Below are 19,640 nucleotides of genomic sequence, written 5' to 3'. Positions count from 1 at the left end.
GCATGTCCACCAAATATATTTTTGTAACCGGAGGAGTTACATCTTCACTCGGAAAAGGAATCATTTGTGCATCTCTCGGCCGTCTGTTAGTTGCACAAGGTCTCAAAGTAACCGTTCAAAAACTGGATCCTTACATCAACGTAGATCCGGGAACGATGAATCCATACGAACATGGTGAGGTTTATGTAACCGATGATGGTGCAGAAACCGATCTCGATCTTGGTCACTATGAACGATTTCTGGATATAAAAACATCACAAAGTAATAATGTGACCACCGGTCGTATTTATTATGATGTAATTACCAAAGAACGGCAAGGAGCATATCTCGGAAAAACGGTTCAGGTAATTCCGCATATCACTGATGAGATACAGTCTCATGTTCTGAAACTCGGACAATCCGGAAATTACGATATAGTAATTATTGAGATTGGCGGAACCGTGGGTGACATTGAGAGCTTGCCATATATTGAGGCCGTTCGCCAGCTGAGATATAACGTAGGACGTCAGAATACACTTTCCATTCACCTGACACTGGTTCCTTATCTGGCGGCAGCGGGTGAGTTGAAAACCAAGCCTACACAACACTCTGTTAAAACATTATCCGAAAGCGGACTTCAGCCAGATATCCTTGTTTGCCGAACAGAGCACCCCCTGGATGAAACTATTCGCCGGAAAGTGGCCCAGTTTTGTAATGTAGATCTGGAAGATGTGATTGAGTCGCGGGATGCCAGAAGCATATACGAAGTTCCTCTGCTCATGCAGGAAGAAGGCCTTGACAAGAGAGTAATCGAAAAGCTGAAGCTGAAGACTGAAGAACCTAATCTCGATAACTGGATTGGATTTGTTGAGGCAGTTTGCAATCCATCGGGAGATATAAATATTGCTTTGGTTGGGAAATACGTTGAACACCATGATTCCTATAAATCTATTGTAGAAGCTTTCATTCATGCCGGAGCAGTTAATGATTGCAAAGTGAACATTAAATGGATTCAATCTGATAACCTGTCTCGTGAGAACGTCGAAAAAGAATTCAAAGATGTATCGGGTGTACTTGTTGCACCGGGTTTTGGAGGCAGAGGTATTTCCGGAAAACTGGCAGCTGTGGAATATGCCCGCGTAAATAAGATTCCATTTTTTGGAATTTGTTTGGGTATGCAGTGTGCAGTCATTGAATATGCAAGAGATGTTTGCGGGTGGGAAGACTCAAATAGCACCGAGTTTGACGAAAACACCGAATACCCCATCATCGATATTATGCACGATCAAAAGAATATCGAGAATATGGGTGGTACCATGCGTCTTGGGAAGTATACCTGTAAGCTGAAGGAGGGGACAAAGTCTTTTGAGGCTTATGGCCAGGAAGTTGTTGAGGAACGACACCGTCACCGGTATGAGGTAAACAACAACCTGAGATATAAACTTACCGAGAATGGAATGGTACTGGCGGGGATGAACCCGGAACGTGATCTGGTAGAGATTGTGGAGATACCTGATCATCCATGGTTTGTAGGTGTGCAGTTTCACCCTGAGTTACGCAGTACCGTGAATAATCCACAACCACTCTTTGTTGATTTTGTGAAAGCCAGTCTCAAATATGCAAAATCTTCTAAATTATATGAGCCCCGAAAAGCTAAAAAAGCTGTAGCTGAAAATTGATAACGTCAGATTCTTACTCGAATCGTTTACGAATACGATCTTGTGGATTACTGGTTAAGGATGAAAAGTTATTGCTTGTCGAGCTGCGATCTCCGGTTACAAATCAATGGACCTGGATTCCGCCCGGCGGTGGGGTCAAGTTTGGGGAATCGATAGAAGAGGCTCTTATCCGTGAGTTTGAAGAAGAGACCGGACTGGAAATATCAGTTGGGACGAGAGTCCACATCAATCAGGTGATTCAACCCCCCATACATGCCATTGAATTTTATTTTTTGGTGAAAGAAGAAGGGGGCAGTTTAAATCTGGGTACTGATCCGGAATTAGAATCTGACCAACAAATTCTCAGAAACATTGGATTTTACAGCCGGAGGGAAATAGCCGAAATGAACACAGCTCCAGAATTTATAAAATCACAGTTTTGGTCCGAATTTATTTCTTGAAGGCAGTTTTAGTTTTTGGAACCGTAAAATTAAATGTACTTCCTTTTCCAACTTCACTGACTGCCCAAAACTTTCCATGGTTTTTCTTGATAAAATCTTTGCAAAGCATCAAGCCAAGGCCGGTACCTTTTTCATTATTGGTTCCATCAGTTGTGTAAAAACTGGATTCTTCAAATAAGAGTGTAAGCTTATCTTCAGGAATTCCGACACCCGTATCTCTTATGCTAAATTGGATATGGTGTTCTTTCGTCTCAGTCCAAAGAGCGATGCTTCCATTTTCCGGAGTAAATTTTATGGCGTTTGAAAGAAGATTCAGCAGTACCAGGCTGATCATATTCTTATCCGCATATACAGTCTCATCATCAGTGTTATTTTTAACCGTGATGTTCTTCTCTTTTGCCTGATAATCCAGAAGCTTCTGATTTTCCACCAGCAACTGTCTCAAATTAAACTCTTCAGGAATTACTCTGTAACCTTCCAGCTGACTTTTAGCCCAGTTCAATAAATTATTCAGCAGATTGGAGGTATAGCGGAATTTATCAGACAGCTCAGGAATTAGTTCCTGTATCTTTTCTTTTGAAAGCTCATTCATTTGGTTCAAAGTGATAAACCCATATAACGAACTCAGCGGACCTCTCAGGTCGTGTGCAATAATAGAGAAAAGATGCATTTTTATATCGTTCATCTCCTCAAGACGAACGGCCTGCTGTTCTATATGGTCATTTTTTTCGCGAAGAAGATCGTTTGCTTTCTTGCGAAGAGCAGAGTTTCGGTATTGTGCATAAGCAACAATCACAGCAATAAATAACAGGGATAGACTAATTAGAATCAGAATATTTCTGTTTGCAACCCGACTTGCGTTTTCAAGATTTTGTTGCTGCTGAGCTTCCCGCATTTGCAGTTCTTTTTCACGGAATTCGTATTCCGCTTCCAGCCTTCCAACCTCACGATTTATTTCATCATTACTTAAGCTGTCAGAAAGATTTTTGTAAATCTCATGATAGCTAAGTGCATTCTCAAAATTCCCATGAGCTTTGTGAATTTCATAAAGGGTTCCGGCTGACATGTTTTTCTCAGGAAGTCCGCCTAGCTCATTGGCTATTTTAAAGGCATTATTTCCGAAACGTAATGCCTGATTTAAGGCTCCTTGTTGTAAATAGCTGCGAGCAATCCCGTTTAAAGACTGTACTTTTTCCAGTTCGTTGCCAAGCTCTTCATACTTGTCTATAGACCGATTGAAGTAATCGAGAGCTTTGGAATAATTTCTCCAGCGGAGGTGAATTTCACCAAGTTTAAAAGTGGAGAGGCCAATTGCACGCTGATCAAAATCAGATCCATCAAAATTTATAACCCGCATCAATTGTTGCTCTGCTTTTTCTAACTGATCAAGTTCATAATAGATAAATCCCAGGTTCACGGGAATGGAAATGGTAGATGGTTCAAGTGAGCGAAGGGAATCGAGCTCTGAAAAAATAGCAAGAGCCTCTTCATAATCTTCCAGCTTCAGGTAACTTACCCCAATATTATTGAGGTTTTGAAAGGTGCCTAAATCATTTCCAAGTTCTTTAAAAAGATCATAAGCTTCGAAGAAATAACTAAGTCCGGGTTGGTAGCTTCCCCGGGCAGAATATGAAATTCCTATTAACTGATTAAGCAGTGCTCGTTCCTGCTTGAACTGTTCACTTCCGGCTTCGCCTAAAGATTGACGAGCTATTTCAGCCGTTCTTTCATAATCCCCGCGGTTGTAATAAACAATAGCCTGTAAATAACGGGCATTTAATTTTCCTTTGGTGAAATCAGCATTAATGGCTTCCGAAGCAGCTAGGTTAGCATACTTTAGGGTACTATCCATATCAGAAAAGCGATAGAATGTACTCAACTCTATAAGTGTATTGACCAGTGTGGTGTCTTCTATAGAGGAATCAGTATTGTATGCATTTATAATATTCCTGAGGCTGTCAGCTTCAGTATTTTGTGAATACCCCGGGATGCCAAGGATGAAAACCAGAAAAAGTAACAAGCTATATGTGAACTGCAGATGATTCAATAAGTAAGACTTCCTTTTATTTTGGAGCTAAATAATTCTATTCAAAATTATTATCAACAGTAATTACCGAATATTATACAACCTTAATGTGAAAAACATCAAAGCTTGCAAAACGCTTATCAAAGCCCATTCCTTTCCTTATATTCAAGAAATTCTAATCAAATCATACATATGAAAAAACTACTTGTTTTTCTTTTTGCTCTCGCAATTTCAATAAGCGCTTGTACAAATAGCGGAGATGTTAAAACTTTTGTCAATGCCAATGGATATACATTTTCCGGAGATTCACTCGTCACGTTTGAAACCATGATTATTGAAGATGGAAAAATAAAACAGGTTGGGGGACAAGAACTTTCTGATGGAGCTGCCGGAGAGGTCATTGATTTAGAAGGAAAGACCGTTCTTCCTGGTTTAATTGATGCTCATGGACATGTAATGGGACTGGGTTTTCAGGAATTGAATGTGAATGTAGCGGGTATAGAATCACTTGAAGCCACACTGGATACTATCAAAGCTTACGCGGAAGCAAACCCTGAACTGGAATGGATTCAGGGTCGTGGCTGGAATCAGACCCTGTGGGAAGAAAATGAATTTCCAACCGCCGAAGATTTAGACAGAGTTGTACCTGATCGTCCGGTATATCTTTCAAGAGTAGACGGACATGCTGGCTGGGTAAATTCCAAAGCGATGGAGCTGGCTCAAATCAGTAAAGACACTCCGGATCCTCAAGGCGGTAAAATCATCCGGGATGCCAGCGGAAATGCTACCGGTGTTTTTGTTGATGCAGCTGAAAATTATATCAATGAAGTAATACCAGAGCCCACTGAAGTTGAAAGAAAACGGGCACTGGAAGAAGCATTAAAGCAGATGGCTAGTGTTGGACTTACATCGGTTCATGATGCTGGCGTAAGCGCTAAAAACTGGGAAATTTATAAAGAATTTGCTGATCAGGATAAAATGACCACCCGAGTTTATGCTATGATTGGCGGTATGGAGGCCTTTGAAGAGCTTTCTCAGAATGGACCGGTAGAATCATACGCGAATGACCGATTGGCTCTGAGAAGTGTAAAGCTTTATTCGGATGGGGCACTTGGGAGCAGGGGAGCAGCTATGATTGAGCCCTATTCTGATGATCCCGGTAACCGTGGATTACTGTTTGCCGATCAGGAAGAATTTAACAAGACAATGATGACAACTGCTTCTGCAGGTTTTCAAACCAATGTGCATGCTATCGGAGACCGGGCAAACCGCGTGATCCTGGATGCTTTTGCTCATATTCGGGATGAACTTGGAAATCAGGGGCTTCGGCACAGAATTGAGCATGCCCAGATAGTAGCCCTTGAAGATATCCCACGATTTAAAGAATTAGATATAATTGCCTCTATGCAGCCCAGACATGCCACCAGCGATAAAAATATGGCGGTTGATCGGGTCGGAGAAGAACGAATCGAAGGCGGCTATGCCTGGCAGACGTTTTTAGATCAGGGAACAGTAGTTGCTGCCGGTTCTGATTTTCCGGTTGAGCCTTCAAACCCTTTTTGGGGATTATATTCTGCAGTAACCCGAATGGATCACCAGGGAAACCCACCCAATGGCTGGTATCCGGATGAATCGCTGAGCAGAGAGCAAGCACTCAAAGCTTTTACCGTCGATGCTGCTTATTCCGCTCACCAGGAAGATGTAATCGGTTCAATAGAAAAAGGAAAGTGGGCTGATTTTGTAATTATTGATCAGGATTATTTTGAGATTCCTGCCAGTGAAATCTGGAAAGTAAACATTCTGGAAACATGGGTTGCTGGTGAAAAGGTGTATGGTGTTTCCGAGTAATTAGTCGGGAACATCAGTTTTGGAAGCTGGTTTAAGGCAATGAACACTAAAGAATCTATGATTATGAAATACCGAATAACATCTTTTACCTGTTTATTGCTTACCGTTTCCCTGTTTCTATTTTCCTGCAATACCACAAGCAGTGATAAAAACCCACCAGAAATACCACCGGTTGAATCTACGTCTGTAGATATATCCGAGATGCAAACAGCATCAAATAAAACAGTTGCTAAATTAGCGGAATCAAATTTCAATACTGCTTTGGTTGCAGCAGGTGTAGCTAAAGCAATTCTAGAAGTAAACCTGGCTATTCCAAAAGTATTGATTACAGCCGCTCAAGATGAAACTGCCGAAGTTGTAAATAACTCAGAATGGGAGTGGAGTTTTGATACCGCTGCCAATGGCCAGAATTTTGGTGTTAGGCTGACAGCTAACGCCGAGTCTACTGATGAAGTAATCTGGAATTTTTATGTTACAAGTTCCGGACTCGGTCTTGATAACCAACTCTTTTTCACAGGAACATCCGACTTTGATGCTACAAGTGGTACCTGGACTTATTTTGACCTGGGATCCGGACAGGAAGTTTCTGTAGTTACCTGGCAACGATCTGAAAATTCAGCTTCAGTAATGCTTGAGGTTGAAAGTGATCGAAATAATAATCTAGGTGATACCATTAGCTACGAATTTGATGGAACTGTAAAGACAGTCGTTTTTACAGATGTATCTGAGGATGAGACAACAACGATCAGCTATAACACTGAAACAATTACCGGATTTATTATATCACCTAATTACAATAATGGTGCAAAATCCTGCTGGGACGAAAATCTGAATAACACCACCTGCACTGAATAATTAATTACATCGCTTAATACCTGGTGCACTATTTGAAGCCCTATCTGAAATCAGATGGGGCTTTTTGTTTTAAAAGAACTTCTGAAATCATATATTATATGTGTGATATATGTACAAATAATTCAGGAGGCATTTATGGCAGGCAAGCAAAATCCACTAAGAGGGAGAGGCGCATCAGATAATCCCGTTAACCGTTTTGAAGGAAATTATATTGATTACGATTTGGATGAAGAGACAGGGGAGAAACCATCCCAAAAAACCCAATTAATCAGGGACGATACCAAAACAGTAATAACCTACAACAAGAGCGAAGATATTGGTTTTAACGCAAGTATAAATCCCTATCGGGGATGCGAGCATGGCTGTATTTATTGTTATGCCCGGCCATATCATGAATATTTGGGGTATTCTTCAGGTTTGGATTTTGAATCCAAGATTGTCGTCAAATACAATGCGCCTGAACTGCTTAAGAAGGAGCTGAGTTCTCCAAAATGGAAACCACAGGTAATTGCTATGAGTGGTGTTACGGATGTATATCAACCGCTTGAGAGAAAGCTGGAGTTAACGAGAGGTTGCCTGGAAGTGTTGGCTGAATTCAGAAATCCAGTTGGGTTGATAACAAAGAATCACCTGATAACGCGGGATATTGATCTCCTCTGTGAGTTGAATGATTATAACTGTGTTAGCGTAACAATATCGGTTACAACCCTGGATAAAGACCTGACCGGAGTGATGGAACCTCGGACATCCCGTCCTAATCGCCGGTTAGATGCTATCCGCCAGCTGGCTGATGCCGGCATACCTGTTGGAGTAAATGTAGCACCCATCATCCCCGGATTAACGGATCATGAATGTGCCAGGATCTTAGAAAAAGCTTCAGCGGCCGGGGCATCATTTGCAGGATATACCATTGTGAGGTTGCCCTATAAAGTTAAAGATATGTTCAAAGAATGGTTGGAGCAGCATTATCCGGAAAGAAAAAAGAAAGTACTGCGCAAAATTTTAGATATCCGTGACGGGAAGTTAAACAGCTATGAGTGGAATGAGCGCATGAAGGGAAAAGGAAATTTCTCAAAACAGATTTCAGATCTTTTTAAAGTTCAGGCTAAACGTTTGGGGCTCAATGAGAAGAAACGATATCTGACTACAGACCATTTTGTGAAAAGCACAGGTACACAGCTTAGATTATTCTAAACTTCATTTACAATTATTTAACATCAATGTAGAAACTATTCAGATTTATACTCGTCTTAAGTAATGTAGCTTTAGCCCGATATCTGTACAGAGCCGATTTTTATTAGTAGCTTTTTAAACATAGTAGCTCTCAAAAACTGATATCGGGTTTTTCTTTTCTAACTATCGCAATTCATCCAATCTTTAAATTAGCGTTGTATTTCTAATTTGACATTTGACCACCTGAAAATTACAATTCAGGAGCCAATCTAAATCTCTCATTAGAGGAGGATACGTTATGAATGACGAAATATCATTTCTGGATGCCGCAGAAAGCGGCGATTTTGAAACCATCAATAGTCTGCTTCAAGATGGTATAGATGTAAACACGAAAGATAGCCATGAAAGAACAGCTCTATTGAAGGCTGCCAAACATGGGCATAAAAAAATAGTTGAGCTTTTGATTAAAAAGGGTGCAGCTATAGATCACCGTGACAACAGGGGAACCTCAGCGTTGTATTGGGCTTCGACGAACGGGCATTATGATATTGTACAATTATTGATAGAAAACAGCGGCGACGTAGACGTGCATGACGATCGTGGTTGGTCTGCAAAAGATCAGGCAATAACGCATCACCACGATGGTGTGGTAGAATTATTGAATGCTGCTGGTGCACATTAAATTAAAGCTATCTACTTTAGTAAGTGAAAAGCCTCATCAATTGACGGGGCTTTTTTATTTTGCATAGAGAATAAAGATGGTAGGTCGTTTATGCAGATCAGGCTTTTTCATAGATTCCCATTCAGAAATATGTTTCGAAATTATTTCTTCGGAAGGAAGGGTGATATCGGTTGCAGTACACAGCCGGGTGGCCGGGGAACAGGTTGAAATGATATCTCCAAATAGTTCATTATTCCGGTAAGGAGCCTCCATGAAAATCTGAGTCCGGTCGTGGCGTCTGGATTCTCCCTCCAATTGGGTAATCATAGACTTTCTCTTGTTCTGATCCATTGGCAGATAACCATGAAAAGAGAATTCCTGCCCGTTAAAACCCGAAGCCATCAGCGCGAGCAAAATAGAGGAAGGTCCTACAAGAGGAACGACTCTAATTTGGTATTGATGAGCTAACTTTACTAATCGGGCTCCCGGATCGGCTACACCTGGAGCGCCAGCCTCGGAGAGAATTCCGGCATTACGACCATTTAGCATGGGTTTCAGGAAGGAATGAATTTCCTGCTCGGGCGTGTTTTTATTCAACGGATAAAAATCGATCTCGTACTCAGGAACGGTATCACCAACCCACTGCAAAAAAGACGTAGCGCTCTTCAGGTTTTCCACCATCAATACATCTAGTTTTCTTAAAACATTGAGAGTATACTCTGGAATGGTATTGTTATCCGGAGTTTTGCCTAGTGTTGTTGGGATAAGATAAAGTGTACCGGTTTCCATTAATCTACCCGTTCAATTTCAAATTTCTCGTCGTTTTCATTTGTGACTTTTCTTCGTACATAACGATGTACAAAAAAACCGGAAATTACAGTCACGACCAAACCTACAAAGGCCACACTCATGTTAAAAAGGGATGTGCTTTTCTGAATATTAAAAGTGGGATAAAGTACAATTTCCTGGAAAGCTCCTTTCTGATAGCGTATAGGAATATTAGAACTTTCCATCAGCTCCTGTGCCATTTGAACGGATAAGGATAACCGGCGCTCAATAACTTCTCCTTCAACTTCAAAGCGGATATCAATATAACCATTGCTTTGAGCCGCAATTTGTTTGATATCAAAATCCGTCACTTCAGCAAGATAGGTAGTTCCATTCTCATAGGTATCAATTGCACTTTGATGAACCAGGCCCTGCTGAACAACCAGAAACAAAAGGTAGGCAGGTATAACCCAATAGAGATATAAAAGTCGGTAGTTATTCATTGTCGCCGGCAATTTCATTTTGTGTGGTTTCGTACAGGGCAGGATCCCAAATGAGTCGCTGCTGATAGTCTTCCTGCATATGATTGGCGCTCATATGCACCCAGAATCCAACCGGAAGCTGATCAAAGAAAACAGCCTGAACAGAAGTATGTCCATCATAGATGGAAGTTCCGAAATCGATACCTCCTAAAAGTCCCATCCGGTTATCATAAATAGCTCCATAGTCTTTAAAGCTCCGGGTAATGGGTTCAGAGCCCATTGGCCAGCGAAGTTTATTTTTTACGGCCTCGGAAACCTCAGAATTTATGATTTCGTTATCCAAAAGCAGCGTCATTAATTGAGTGAGTTGGTTAGTGGTAGCCTGAGGGAAATAAGCCAGAGCATCTCTTTCCTGCATGAATGTAATAGACAACCGGTCATCATAAAACTGATCTTTTACTTTTTGATTGTAATCGGCATCGTCCTTCAATTTTCTTGCTTCAGCAATGGATTGCTCCGCAAAATCAGAGTAGCTTAGTTTATTTAAAACAGATGTATCGTTCAAAGAAGGATTGATACGCGTGTACATTCCACTGAAGGGAAGAGGTAGTGATGTTTCGGACATTCCCAGCGTATCAATTAATGCACGTATATTTTCTTCTCCCAGCCGAAACCACAGGTAATCAGCCGAAACCAAATCACTGTTCTGAAGCATAGCCAGAACCACATCATCGAGAGGAGCAGAACCATCTTCAAACTCTTCAATCAGTTTATTATGATTGTTTTCACTGATTTCAGGTAATGCAAATTTTTTAATCTCAGTCAGACTAATCGATTCTGTTGGATTAAGGAGTCCTTCGGCAATCTGTCTTTCATATTCTATGAGCAGGAATAAATTGGCTGTTGCTCCCAATGCACGGGGCACGTTTTCCTGATAAAAGATGCCGGAATCTGGTTGGTTTACATTATAGGAAGTGATAGAAACCCATTCGGGGTGTTCGCCGATAAATTCAGCCAGTCCGGCTAAAGAATAAGTGTTTTCGATATACTGGCTACCTTCAGCCATGCCGGCTTCATTTTCAAAAAGGGTTTCAAAGCCGGAATAATTGAGCCCAATGACCATAGCAAAAACAAAGGCTGCCGCGGCCAGAAAGGTGAACAGGAACTTAAGTGCTCTCTTCAAGAAACAGGATATTTAATCAGGGTTAAAATTAGGCTTCAAAGATACGAAGAAGAGCAGAGCATATCTCAAATTTTGAAAGGAATTAAGGATTTCTGAGAATCGGGGTATTCGACGGTAAAACTTTGAATACAGATTGCCACCAAGGCTGTAAGACACTAAGTGCCACAAAGTTAATGTGCACAAAAACTTAGTGAATCTGCGCCCTTGTGTCTTTGTGGCCTTTATGGGGTTAAAAGAATGGTATTAATCTTTGGATCTACATTCCTGAAATCGCCTGCATCATAATAGCACATAAATAAGCTCCATAAGTACCTAAGGCATATCCCAGTACGGCAAGTAATACGCCCACCGGAGCAAGGGCTGAGTGGAAAGCTGAGGCCACGATGGGAGCAGATGCAGCACCTCCTACGTTGGCCTGACTGCCTACCGCTACAAAGAAGAAAGGGGCTTTGATGAGCTTACCCACAGTTAACAATACGGCCACATGGATCAGAATCCAGACCGCACCAATTACGAAAAAACCGGGTGCATCGAGCATAGAGGCAATATTCATCTTCATTCCAATGGTCATCACCAGGATGTACAGAAAAAGACTTCCCAGTTTCGAAGCTCCTGCTCCTTCCAAATCACGAACTTTAGTGAACGACAAAATCAGTCCGCCAGTAGTAGCTACGACTACAATCCAGAAAAAGGACGAGTTCAGACTTAAATCTGCAAGAGCGGGTGCATTTTCATCAATCCATGGACCAATGGAATCACCGGCAAGGTGACCAAGGGCCACGATCACAAATGCGACAGCTATTATTTTGGTGAAATCGACTAAAGTAGGAACCCGAGCGATGTTTGCCTGATATTCGGCAATATTGTGTTTGAGCTCATCAATAGCAGAGGCATCTGCTTTGAACCATTTGTCCACCTGTTCGGAAATACCGGCACCGTATAGCAGAAAAGCCATCCAGATGTTGGCCACGATAATATCCACGGTAACCATAGCACCGAATAAATCGGTGCTGGGTTCAAATACTTCCAGCATGGCCGTTTGGTTAGCACCACCACCGATCCAGCTTCCGGCTACAGTCGCGAGTCCACGCCAAACGGCTTCCGGTCCGGTTCCGCCAACAATCTCCGGACTGATGGTTCCTACAATCAATAAGGCGAGAGGACCACCAATCATTATACTCCCGGTTCCTGCCAAAAACATAATAATAGCTTTAGGTCCCAGGTTCATAATTCCCTTGAGATCAATGCTCAGGGTAAGCAATACCAAACTTGCCGGCAGCAGATACCGGGAAGCTACATAATAGAGATTGGAGTCGGCTTCAGAAACCACTCCAAAAGTAGTAAGCAGCGAGGGGATGAAATAGCACAAGAGCAACGAAGGAACAAACTTGTAGAATTTCTGCCATTTAGGATTTTCACTGTGGGAGGTGACAAAAATTCCGGCAAGTATAGCCATCAAAAGTCCAAATGTAACCGCGTCGCTGGTGATTAGTGCTGAATCCATGAAGTAAAATTTGTTCTGAATTTAATGTCGAGTGAGGATACAAAATTCTTGGGAATGAGGCATGTACTCATTCATCTCTTAAAAACCGTAAAAAATAGGTAAACAGCGCTTTTCTATAAGGGATTGAGTGTAAGAGTCTTTATTTTCAGAATTCGCTCATTCATCAAACAAACTTTTTTAATTAATGATTGTATCCAAATTCGGAGGCACCAGCGTGGGCACGTTTGAAGCCATGCAGCGCAGTGCCCGTATTGTGGCGGCCGATCCTGACCGTCAGCTTATTGTAATCAGTGCTACTTCAGGTACTACCAACGATCTGGTAGCTCTTTCAGCTAATCAGCTGGATTCTACCCAACGGGAAGAACTGCTTGGCAACATCGAAAAGCGCCATCTTGAAATTATTGAACATTGTAAAGAGCAAGAAAAGCTTCGTGATGCCTTTTATACTGAGTTTTCAAAACTACGGGAACATCTTGATTTTGTAGGCCGTGATAAGCGCTGGAAAGATGCGTTGTATGCCTTTGGAGAGCTGATGTCTACCAGGGTATTTGTAGAAGTCCTGAGGCAAAACGGTGTGGATGCCGAGTGGCTGGATGCCCGGAATGTGATGAAAACGGATTCCACGTTTGGAAATGCAGAACCCATTTTAGCATCCATAAAGAAGAAAGCTGCAAAGCATATTCAGAAAGGGAAGACCTATCTGACTCAGGGTTTTATCGGTTCGGATGTATTTGGAAATACAACGACGCTGGGCCGGGGTGGTAGTGATTTTTCTGCATCATTATTTGCTGAAACAGTCGGAGCAGATACCCTGGAAATCTGGACAGATGTAGCTGGGGTGTTTACAACCGATCCAAGAATTGTACCGGGAGCCTTTCCGATTAACGAAATTACTTTTGATGAAGCAGCCGAGCTTTCAGTTTTTGGCGGCAAGGTGCTCCATCCGGCAACGCTTAAGCCAGCGATCAGGGGTGGTGTGAATGTTCGGGTAGCTTCGAGTTCTGATCCTGAAAACCCGGGAACGTATATCGTAAAAGATGCGGATAAAAAGCCCCCAATTCGGGCAATTTCCCTGAGAAGAGATCAAACATTGCTGACCTTGAATAGTCTTGAAATGCTTCACCAGCATGGTTTTCTGGCGCATTTGTTTAAAGTATTGGCTGAGCATAAAATTTCTGTTGACCTGGTAAGTACCAGTGAGGTTAGTGTAGCACTCACTCTGGATACAGCCGTAAATGCAGCTAATAAAGTAGAGTTGGATGATAATATTTTGGAAGAGCTCGGGCGGTTTGCTGAAGTAATCGTTGAAAAAGGTCTCGCTTTAATTGCGCTTATTGGTAATGACCTTCAGAAAACGTCAGGTATTGGAGGCCCTTTATTTACAGCACTTGAGGATTACAATGTTCGCTTGATTTGTCATGGCGCAAGCCCGAATAACTTGTGTTTTCTGGTTGATCAAAAACAAGCTGAAGACATTGTTCGCATGTTGCACAATAAATTTATCACTGAATAAGAATCAGATTTATGAAGATCGCGGTTATAGGAACTGGAAAGACAGGTGGAAAAGTAGTTGAGCTACTCGGAGAAGAACTCTCGGAAGCATTTGATGCACATAATCCGCCTACCGTAGAAAAACTTAAACAAGCTGACGCCGTCATTATTTTTGTACCTGGTGATGCCGTACCGGATGTAATTGATGCGGTTATTGAGTCAGGGATTCCGGCTGCCTGGGGTAGTACCGGATATGCCTGGCCGGATGATTTGGAAGATCGTGTGAAATCAAAAAATACCAAATGGATTATGGCTTCCAACTTTAGCCTGGGTATGAATATCATCCGGAAAAGCATCGAGGCTATCTCAGCTGGTTCTAACATTTTGAAAGACCCGGAATTTCATATTCATGAAGTTCATCACATTCACAAAAAAGACGCCCCAAGCGGAACGGCCCTTTCATGGAAAGAATGGTTGGGTAAAGAGGCGGAAGTGACCTCAGCCCGAGAAGGTGATGTAAAGGGAATTCATGAGCTGACACTAAAGACCGATACCGAAGAAATTACTTTAAGACACAAAGCTCTGGATCGTGCTTTATTTGCAGAGGGAGCGATTTGGGCCGCCAGGCAACTGGTAAACAATTCGAAGATGGAAGCTGGAATTCGTACCTTTGGGCAGTTATTTGATCAAGTAATTGAGGAACAACAATAATGGAAAAATTTCCCCTTTGGACAGCCATTGTAACCCCAATGAATACAGATGGGAGCGTAGACTACAGCAGTTTTGAAAACATTCTCAGAAAGCAGGAAGAGGCCGGAAATGGAGTGTTGGTTTTGGGAAGTACCGGCGAAGGACTGAATCTGAATGAAGAAGAAAAAAGGGAAGTCGCTGAGTTTGCCAAAGATTTGAATCTGGACGTTCCTTTGATGGTTGGAGTAGGTGGCTTTAACTTGCCAGCCCAGGTTGACTTTATTCATTTCTGCAACGAAGTGAAGCCGGACGCTTTACTATTGGTAACCCCTCTTTACGCAAAGCCCGGTGCAGAAGGACAGTTTGAATGGTTCAGTGAGCTGATGGCTGAAACCGATATACCCTGCATGTTGTATAATGTGCCATCCCGAACGGGGGTAAAAATGCACCCAAGTGTTCCGGCTCGGCTCAGTAGAGAATTTGATAACCTGATGGGAGTGAAAGAAGCCAGTGGAAGCGTAGAAGAGTTTAAAGCTTTTCGTCGTGAAGCCCCTGATGTTAAGTTCTACAGTGGTGATGATGGAATGACTCCGGCTTTCAGCAAAGAAGGTGGAGTTGGACTGGTTTCCGTTGCAGCCAATGTATGGCCAAAAGCGACCCACAAATATGTGGAGCTTTGCATAAAAGGGCAAACAGATGATTTATTTCCTTTATGGAAAACTGCCACCGATCGATTGTTTAAAGCACCCAATCCGGTTCCCGTTAAAGTTCTGCTTAGCAAAAAGAACTGGATTGATAATGATACCGTTAGGTTACCACTATCTCTTGGGGATATATCAGAGGAAGTGGAAGAAAACCTGATGAAAGCAGACGAAGAAATTGCAGCGTGGCTTGCTGAACAAAGTAATAGATAGTTCAAGTCATTCAGAGCGGAAGCGAAGAATCTTCAAGTGTTTGACTAATTTAGATTCTTTACTCTACAAATCAGGATCAGGGTGACACAATTAATGAATTCAAAAACAAAAACACAGAATGAGTTACGAAGAAATTTTAGATCAATTAGAAGAAGGAACCGTACGCGCAGCCAATAAAACCGAGAATGGTTGGGAGGCTAATGTAGAAGTTAAAGAGGCTATATTGGCTTCTTTCAAAGATGGCGAAAACACCTCATACGAAGGTATCTATGAAGGATTTGTAGACAAACACAACCTGCCTCCCCGGTTCTTTGGTCCTGAAGATGGAGTACGATTGGTACCCGGTGGTTCATCAGTCCGGCGCGGAGCTTATGTTTCTTCCGGTGTGATTATCATGCCTCCGGCCTACGTTAACGTTGGGGCTTATGTTGACGAAGGCTCCATGGTAGACAGTCATGCACTGGTGGGTTCTTGTGCACAGATTGGTAAAAATGTTCACCTTTCAGCGGGAGTTCAAATCGGGGGAGTTTTAGAACCGGTAGGAATGAATCCGGTGATCATAGAAGACGATTGCTTTATCGGAGCAGGTTCTGTTATTGTAGAAGGGATTTTGGTTAAGAAGGGAGCGGTAATTGCTCCGGGCGTAACCCTTTCCAAAGCAGTTCCTGTTTATGATACCGTGAATGAGAAAGTTCTGGAACGTGGCTCAGCCATCCCTGAAAATGCCGTTGTGATTCCCGGAACCCGTCCTGTAAACAACGACTGGGCGAAAGAAAACGGACTCAGTATGGCGTGCCCGATTATCGTGAAATACCGTGATTCAGGAAGTAACGCATCACTAGAGCTTGAAGAAGCACTCAGATAAGAATTCAGAAAATCATTATTCGTTGGATCGTATTAAAACCGGTTCAACGAATACATGATTAACAAAGTTTTAGTCTAAATTCTTCCACCATTTGCTGAAAGCTTGGGTTGAATCTCCCAGCAATACCTTTTCTCCAATGACAGGTGTAACCAGTGGAATAGCCTGATTCTCATTTAGCCTGTCCAGCTCATTAAGTGGCTCATCCCATGGGTGCATTGCAAGTACAAATTTTGACGAGTGCACCGGAAATAGTCGTTTGGCTTTTAAGTCTTTTGTAGCCTGCATGACTTCCTCCGGGAATAAATGGAGCTCTCGCCATGCCACATTATATTGGCCATTATCAAGGATCGCTAAGTCGATGGGTCCATACTTTTCTCCAATTTCAGCAAAGAAAGGATCGTAGCCGCTGTCACCACCAAAGTAGATTTTCTGGGAAGGAGACTGAAATAGATAAGAAGCCCAAAGTGTATTTTTTCGGGTGAATCCCCGCCCGGAAAAATGTCGGGCTGGCAACGTTCGTATTACGAAACCAGAGTCTGGCTCAAGCTTATCATACCAATCTTGTTCTAAAATTTGTTGTGATGAATAGCCCCACCGTTCAAAATGGGCACCAACACCAAGCCCGCAAATAACCATCTTCACCTTCTCTTTGAGTGCTTTTATTGTGGTGTAGTCCAGGTGATCGTAATGGTCATGACTGATAAATAGATAATCGATTTCCGGAATATCATCAACAGAATAAGCATCGGTTCCTTTAAAAGCCTTTACGGTACCGGGAATGGGAGAGGCATTACCGCTGAAAACAGGATCAACCAAAATCTTTTTTCCATCCAGTTGAATGAAATAAGAAGAATGCCCAAACCAGATGAGCACATTTTCATCTTGAGCTAAATTCAGCAAGCTTGTCTTCTGTGATGGAATAGGCTGTTCTGGTTCCGTTCGTGGATGTGTTTTGAAAAACTGTTCATAAATGATCCCCATCATTGAATAACCCTCCGTTAAATCTGGAGTGAAGTTGAGATTCCGGAATTCTCCATCAACAAAGTTTGGGGAATAAGTGATTTTATCCAGATGGACGCCAGAAGGTGCCTGGCCAAACTTTTCCTGCTTCATGTAGAGAAAAGTAGCCACAGCCAACGCCAATCCGAGGCCAATAAATGCAGTCATAATTTTTTTAGATATGGATAGAAGCTTGCTCATAGAATTCAATTTGATAATTATCAGCTTCTTTATTTCTGATGGCATCAAATATACTAATACAAGAATTAGCAGCGAGTTTTATTTATAAAAGTTGAGACAGAACTATTTTTCACCTGCTGTAGCTTAATCGCTGCAACACCCGAAAGTCATGAATTGCCCCGAAAATACAGCACTCATGTTTTACCCAACAGCCAGTGCTTTATTAGCCACAGCCAGTCCTTTCACAAATGCTTGAATAACAGCCTCAAGCGTATCAGGGGAGGCACCTTTGGATGTGAATCGATGCCCTTCTTTTCCAAGCGTTAAGGTTACGACGACGAGTGAATCAGTATCTGGACTTAAGATTTCCACTTCGTGATTAATCACTTCCAGCGGCAGAAATGCATCCGTTTCGGCCTTAATAGCTGTCAAAATCGCATCAATAGGGCCCACGCCTTGATCTAAAGAAATGATTTCATCCCGATCTTCAATCTTCAGCTTTACGGCTGCACTTACCAATCCGTGTTTGCGCATGGTAAGTTTGTAGTCTACCACTTCGACCGGGTAAACAAGGTCGGCATCTTCGTTGTAGACAAGCGAACGAAGCACTTTGATTTCTTCTTCCTTAAGCGTTTTCCCTTTACGGTTGATGTTATTTACATACTCATCATATAGCTTGGTATGTCCTTCGTCCATATTGACATTCTCAAACCCGGTATTACGGGATTGTCCCCAGCTGTTCTTTTGCATATCAATAAATCCGGACTCTATATACTGTTGGACCCTTTCCAGGTTTGGAGGAAGAACAGGGGAAGACAGAGAGTATTTGGCAACAATATGTGAGCTTTTAAGTCCGGTTCCGGTTAGAACAAACAGACATTTTTTGCCGTTGAATTGCTCCAGGTTATTTTTGAAGGTAGCAAGAGGAATAGCACAGGCTGGTTCGGTGAAATACCCCTCTTCAACCGTCATTTCTTTCATAGAATCGAGCAGTTCATTCTCCGTAGCGGTAAAAGCTAGTCCGTCAGTTTCCTCAATCCCGCGAAATACCTTGTAGAAATCCAGTGGATCGGCTACAGCAACGGCATCAGCCATGGTATTCACCTGATCTTTGACGATCTTGTCTTTTTTGAAAATACCTTCAACAACCGGCGAACTTTGTTCGGGTTGAACGGCTACAAAGCTTGGGATTTTGTCAATCATCCCTGAAGCTTTCATTTCCTTGTATCCTTTATAGATAGCAGCAAAATTAGTACCGGCGCCAATGGGTACAAAAATGTAATCGAAATCTGTATCACCTTGCTCGTATAGCTCATAAGAGAATGATTTCTGGCCTTCCTGCCGGAATACATAATCACCAGCCAGATAATAATTCCCGGATTTGGCAAACTCACGGCACAGTTTTTCACAAGCCATGAAATCTCCCTTAATCTTGATGATAGTCGCATCGTAAATGGTCGCTTGAGCCAGCTTTACTTCCGGCGTCTTTTCGGGTACAAAAACGAAACAAGGAATTTTAAAATAGCAAGCATATGCTGCTACTGAAGCAGCCATATTTCCCGTGGAGGCCAGACAGATTGCATCTGCACCTAATTCAAGTGCTTTTTGTACTTCAACATAACTTCCCCGGTCTTTAAAACACCCGGTGGGGTGTTCAAATTCGAGCTTTGCATATAGTTCAGCACCATATTTTTCTGAAAGCCGGTTCAGTCTTTTGAGCGAGGTAAAATGGTTCTTCAAAGGATCGGGAAGAATCTCTTTAAGAGGATACTGAATATTCTTTTCAGGCTGATTGTATTCAATTTCCAGAACACCTCCACAATAAGTGCAGTACGTACTTGTCTCTCTTTCGTCATTTTCCTGGCCACACATAATGCAGCTCATGGTATATCCGGAATTGCTT

At 42.3% G+C, this 19,640-nt stretch carries 17 protein-coding genes; 10 read left to right on the top strand and 7 right to left on the bottom strand.

Annotated features, from left to right (window positions below; all coding sequences use genetic code 11):
• Nucleotides 1–2 precede the first annotated feature (2 nt).
• Both pyrG and RIB15_RS07490 read left to right on the top strand, forming a co-directional pair.
• Nucleotides 3–1,658, top strand: coding sequence for a CTP synthase (pyrG, locus tag RIB15_RS07495; RefSeq protein ID WP_350201533.1), 1,656 nt, complete (start codon nucleotides 3–5; stop codon nucleotides 1,656–1,658).
• Complete coding sequence (locus RIB15_RS07490) at nucleotides 1,655–2,098, top strand: NUDIX domain-containing protein (protein ID WP_350201532.1); 444 nt, start codon at nucleotides 1,655–1,657, stop codon at nucleotides 2,096–2,098. The genes pyrG and RIB15_RS07490 overlap by 4 nt, the downstream gene beginning before the upstream one ends.
• Here RIB15_RS07490 and RIB15_RS07485 read toward each other — a convergent pair.
• On the bottom strand, nucleotides 2,088–4,145 hold the full coding sequence (locus tag RIB15_RS07485) for an ATP-binding protein (protein WP_350201531.1): 2,058 nt from the start codon (nucleotides 4,143–4,145) through the stop codon (nucleotides 2,088–2,090). The genes RIB15_RS07490 and RIB15_RS07485 overlap by 11 nt on opposite strands.
• Nucleotides 4,146–4,316: 171 nt before the next feature.
• Here RIB15_RS07485 and RIB15_RS07480 point away from each other — a divergent pair, with 171 nt between their 5' ends.
• The 4 genes from RIB15_RS07480 to RIB15_RS07465 all read left to right on the top strand — a co-directional run bounded on the left by RIB15_RS07480 (nucleotide 4,317) and on the right by RIB15_RS07465 (nucleotide 8,682).
• Nucleotides 4,317–5,972, top strand: a complete 1,656-nt coding sequence (locus RIB15_RS07480; protein ID WP_350201530.1) for an amidohydrolase — start codon at nucleotides 4,317–4,319, stop codon at nucleotides 5,970–5,972.
• A gap of 63 nt (nucleotides 5,973–6,035) precedes the next feature.
• Nucleotides 6,036–6,827: a hypothetical protein gene (locus RIB15_RS07475; RefSeq protein ID WP_350201529.1), complete on the top strand. Its 792-nt coding sequence runs from the start codon at nucleotides 6,036–6,038 to the stop codon at nucleotides 6,825–6,827.
• Between the two features lie 135 nt (nucleotides 6,828–6,962).
• Nucleotides 6,963–8,021 carry a PA0069 family radical SAM protein gene (locus RIB15_RS07470; RefSeq protein ID WP_350201528.1) on the top strand — a complete coding sequence of 353 codons (1,059 nt, stop codon included), beginning with the start codon at nucleotides 6,963–6,965 and terminating at the stop codon, nucleotides 8,019–8,021.
• 277 nt (nucleotides 8,022–8,298) lie between these two features.
• On the top strand, nucleotides 8,299–8,682 hold the full coding sequence (locus tag RIB15_RS07465) for an ankyrin repeat domain-containing protein (protein ID WP_350201527.1): 384 nt from the start codon (nucleotides 8,299–8,301) through the stop codon (nucleotides 8,680–8,682).
• Nucleotides 8,683–8,736: 54 nt separating this feature from the next.
• Here the strand turns inward: RIB15_RS07465 and RIB15_RS07460 are convergent, their stop codons facing one another.
• The 4 genes from RIB15_RS07460 to RIB15_RS07445 all read right to left on the bottom strand — a co-directional run bounded on the left by RIB15_RS07460 (nucleotide 8,737) and on the right by RIB15_RS07445 (nucleotide 12,598).
• Nucleotides 8,737–9,450 carry an SAM-dependent methyltransferase gene (locus RIB15_RS07460; protein WP_350201526.1) on the bottom strand — a complete coding sequence of 238 codons (714 nt, stop codon included), beginning with the start codon at nucleotides 9,448–9,450 and terminating at the stop codon, nucleotides 8,737–8,739.
• Nucleotides 9,450–9,932 (bottom strand): hypothetical protein, encoded by a 483-nt coding sequence (locus RIB15_RS07455; protein WP_350201525.1) that lies wholly within the window; start codon nucleotides 9,930–9,932, stop codon nucleotides 9,450–9,452. The genes RIB15_RS07460 and RIB15_RS07455 overlap by 1 nt, the downstream gene beginning before the upstream one ends.
• The gene (locus RIB15_RS07450) at nucleotides 9,925–11,094 is read right to left on the bottom strand and encodes a serine hydrolase (protein ID WP_350201524.1); all 1,170 of its coding nucleotides are present in this window, start codon (nucleotides 11,092–11,094) and stop codon (nucleotides 9,925–9,927) included. Before RIB15_RS07450 ends, RIB15_RS07455 begins: the two co-directional genes overlap by 8 nt.
• A 256-nt stretch (nucleotides 11,095–11,350) precedes the next feature.
• Entirely contained in the window at nucleotides 11,351–12,598 is a 1,248-nt protein-coding gene (locus tag RIB15_RS07445; protein WP_350201523.1) for a DUF819 family protein, read from the bottom strand.
• Between the two features lie 184 nt (nucleotides 12,599–12,782).
• On the opposite strand from RIB15_RS07445, the gene lysC reads away from it, so the two are divergent.
• The 4 genes from lysC (at nucleotide 12,783) to RIB15_RS07425 (ending at nucleotide 16,558) form a co-directional block, all read left to right on the top strand.
• Nucleotides 12,783–14,111 carry a lysine-sensitive aspartokinase 3 gene (lysC, locus tag RIB15_RS07440; protein ID WP_350201522.1) on the top strand — a complete coding sequence of 443 codons (1,329 nt, stop codon included), beginning with the start codon at nucleotides 12,783–12,785 and terminating at the stop codon, nucleotides 14,109–14,111.
• 11 nt (nucleotides 14,112–14,122) lie between these two features.
• Complete coding sequence (locus RIB15_RS07435; RefSeq protein ID WP_350201521.1) at nucleotides 14,123–14,800, top strand: dihydrodipicolinate reductase C-terminal domain-containing protein; 678 nt, start codon at nucleotides 14,123–14,125, stop codon at nucleotides 14,798–14,800.
• The gene (gene dapA, locus RIB15_RS07430) at nucleotides 14,800–15,693 is read left to right on the top strand and encodes a 4-hydroxy-tetrahydrodipicolinate synthase (RefSeq protein WP_350201520.1); all 894 of its coding nucleotides are present in this window, start codon (nucleotides 14,800–14,802) and stop codon (nucleotides 15,691–15,693) included. Before RIB15_RS07435 ends, dapA begins: the two co-directional genes overlap by 1 nt.
• 118 nt (nucleotides 15,694–15,811) lie before the next feature.
• Nucleotides 15,812–16,558, top strand: a complete 747-nt coding sequence (locus RIB15_RS07425; protein WP_350201519.1) for a 2,3,4,5-tetrahydropyridine-2,6-dicarboxylate N-succinyltransferase — start codon at nucleotides 15,812–15,814, stop codon at nucleotides 16,556–16,558.
• A gap of 69 nt (nucleotides 16,559–16,627) precedes the next feature.
• On the opposite strand, the gene RIB15_RS07420 is transcribed toward RIB15_RS07425, so the two are convergent.
• Nucleotides 16,628–17,758: an MBL fold metallo-hydrolase gene (locus tag RIB15_RS07420; protein WP_350201518.1), complete on the bottom strand. Its 1,131-nt coding sequence runs from the start codon at nucleotides 17,756–17,758 to the stop codon at nucleotides 16,628–16,630.
• Nucleotides 17,759–17,938: 180 nt separating this feature from the next.
• Nucleotides 17,939–19,621 carry a threonine synthase gene (thrC, locus tag RIB15_RS07415; RefSeq protein WP_350201517.1) on the bottom strand — a complete coding sequence of 561 codons (1,683 nt, stop codon included), beginning with the start codon at nucleotides 19,619–19,621 and terminating at the stop codon, nucleotides 17,939–17,941.
• Between the last annotated feature and the right edge of the window lie 19 nt (nucleotides 19,622–19,640).

The organism is Gracilimonas sp. (genome assembly GCF_040218225.1).
GTDB lineage: Bacteria > Bacteroidota > Rhodothermia > Balneolales > Balneolaceae > Gracilimonas.
This window is presented reverse-complemented; position numbering and strand designations above follow the sequence as displayed.

Bases quoted from the DNA above. Each gene is read 5' to 3' on its own strand.
- pyrG (WP_350201533.1), top strand. From the start codon at position 3: ATGTCCACCAAATATATTTTTGTAACCGGAGGAGTTACATCTTCACTC.
- RIB15_RS07480 (WP_350201530.1), top strand. From the start codon at position 4,317: ATGAAAAAACTACTTGTTTTTCTTTTTGCTCTCGCAATTTCAATAAGC.
- RIB15_RS07475 (WP_350201529.1), top strand. From the start codon at position 6,036: ATGAAATACCGAATAACATCTTTTACCTGTTTATTGCTTACCGTTTCC.
- RIB15_RS07470 (WP_350201528.1), top strand. From the start codon at position 6,963: ATGGCAGGCAAGCAAAATCCACTAAGAGGGAGAGGCGCATCAGATAAT.
- RIB15_RS07465 (WP_350201527.1), top strand. From the start codon at position 8,299: ATGAATGACGAAATATCATTTCTGGATGCCGCAGAAAGCGGCGATTTT.
- RIB15_RS07460 (WP_350201526.1), bottom strand. From the start codon at position 9,450: ATGGAAACCGGTACACTTTATCTTATCCCAACAACACTAGGCAAAACT.
- RIB15_RS07455 (WP_350201525.1), bottom strand. From the start codon at position 9,932: ATGAATAACTACCGACTTTTATATCTCTATTGGGTTATACCTGCCTAC.
- RIB15_RS07445 (WP_350201523.1), bottom strand. From the start codon at position 12,598: ATGGATTCAGCACTAATCACCAGCGACGCGGTTACATTTGGACTTTTG.
- lysC (WP_350201522.1), top strand. From the start codon at position 12,783: ATGATTGTATCCAAATTCGGAGGCACCAGCGTGGGCACGTTTGAAGCC.
- RIB15_RS07435 (WP_350201521.1), top strand. From the start codon at position 14,123: ATGAAGATCGCGGTTATAGGAACTGGAAAGACAGGTGGAAAAGTAGTT.
- dapA (WP_350201520.1), top strand. From the start codon at position 14,800: ATGGAAAAATTTCCCCTTTGGACAGCCATTGTAACCCCAATGAATACA.
- RIB15_RS07425 (WP_350201519.1), top strand. From the start codon at position 15,812: ATGAGTTACGAAGAAATTTTAGATCAATTAGAAGAAGGAACCGTACGC.
- RIB15_RS07420 (WP_350201518.1), bottom strand. From the start codon at position 17,758: ATGAGCAAGCTTCTATCCATATCTAAAAAAATTATGACTGCATTTATT.
- thrC (WP_350201517.1), bottom strand. From the start codon at position 19,621: ATGAGCTGCATTATGTGTGGCCAGGAAAATGACGAAAGAGAGACAAGT.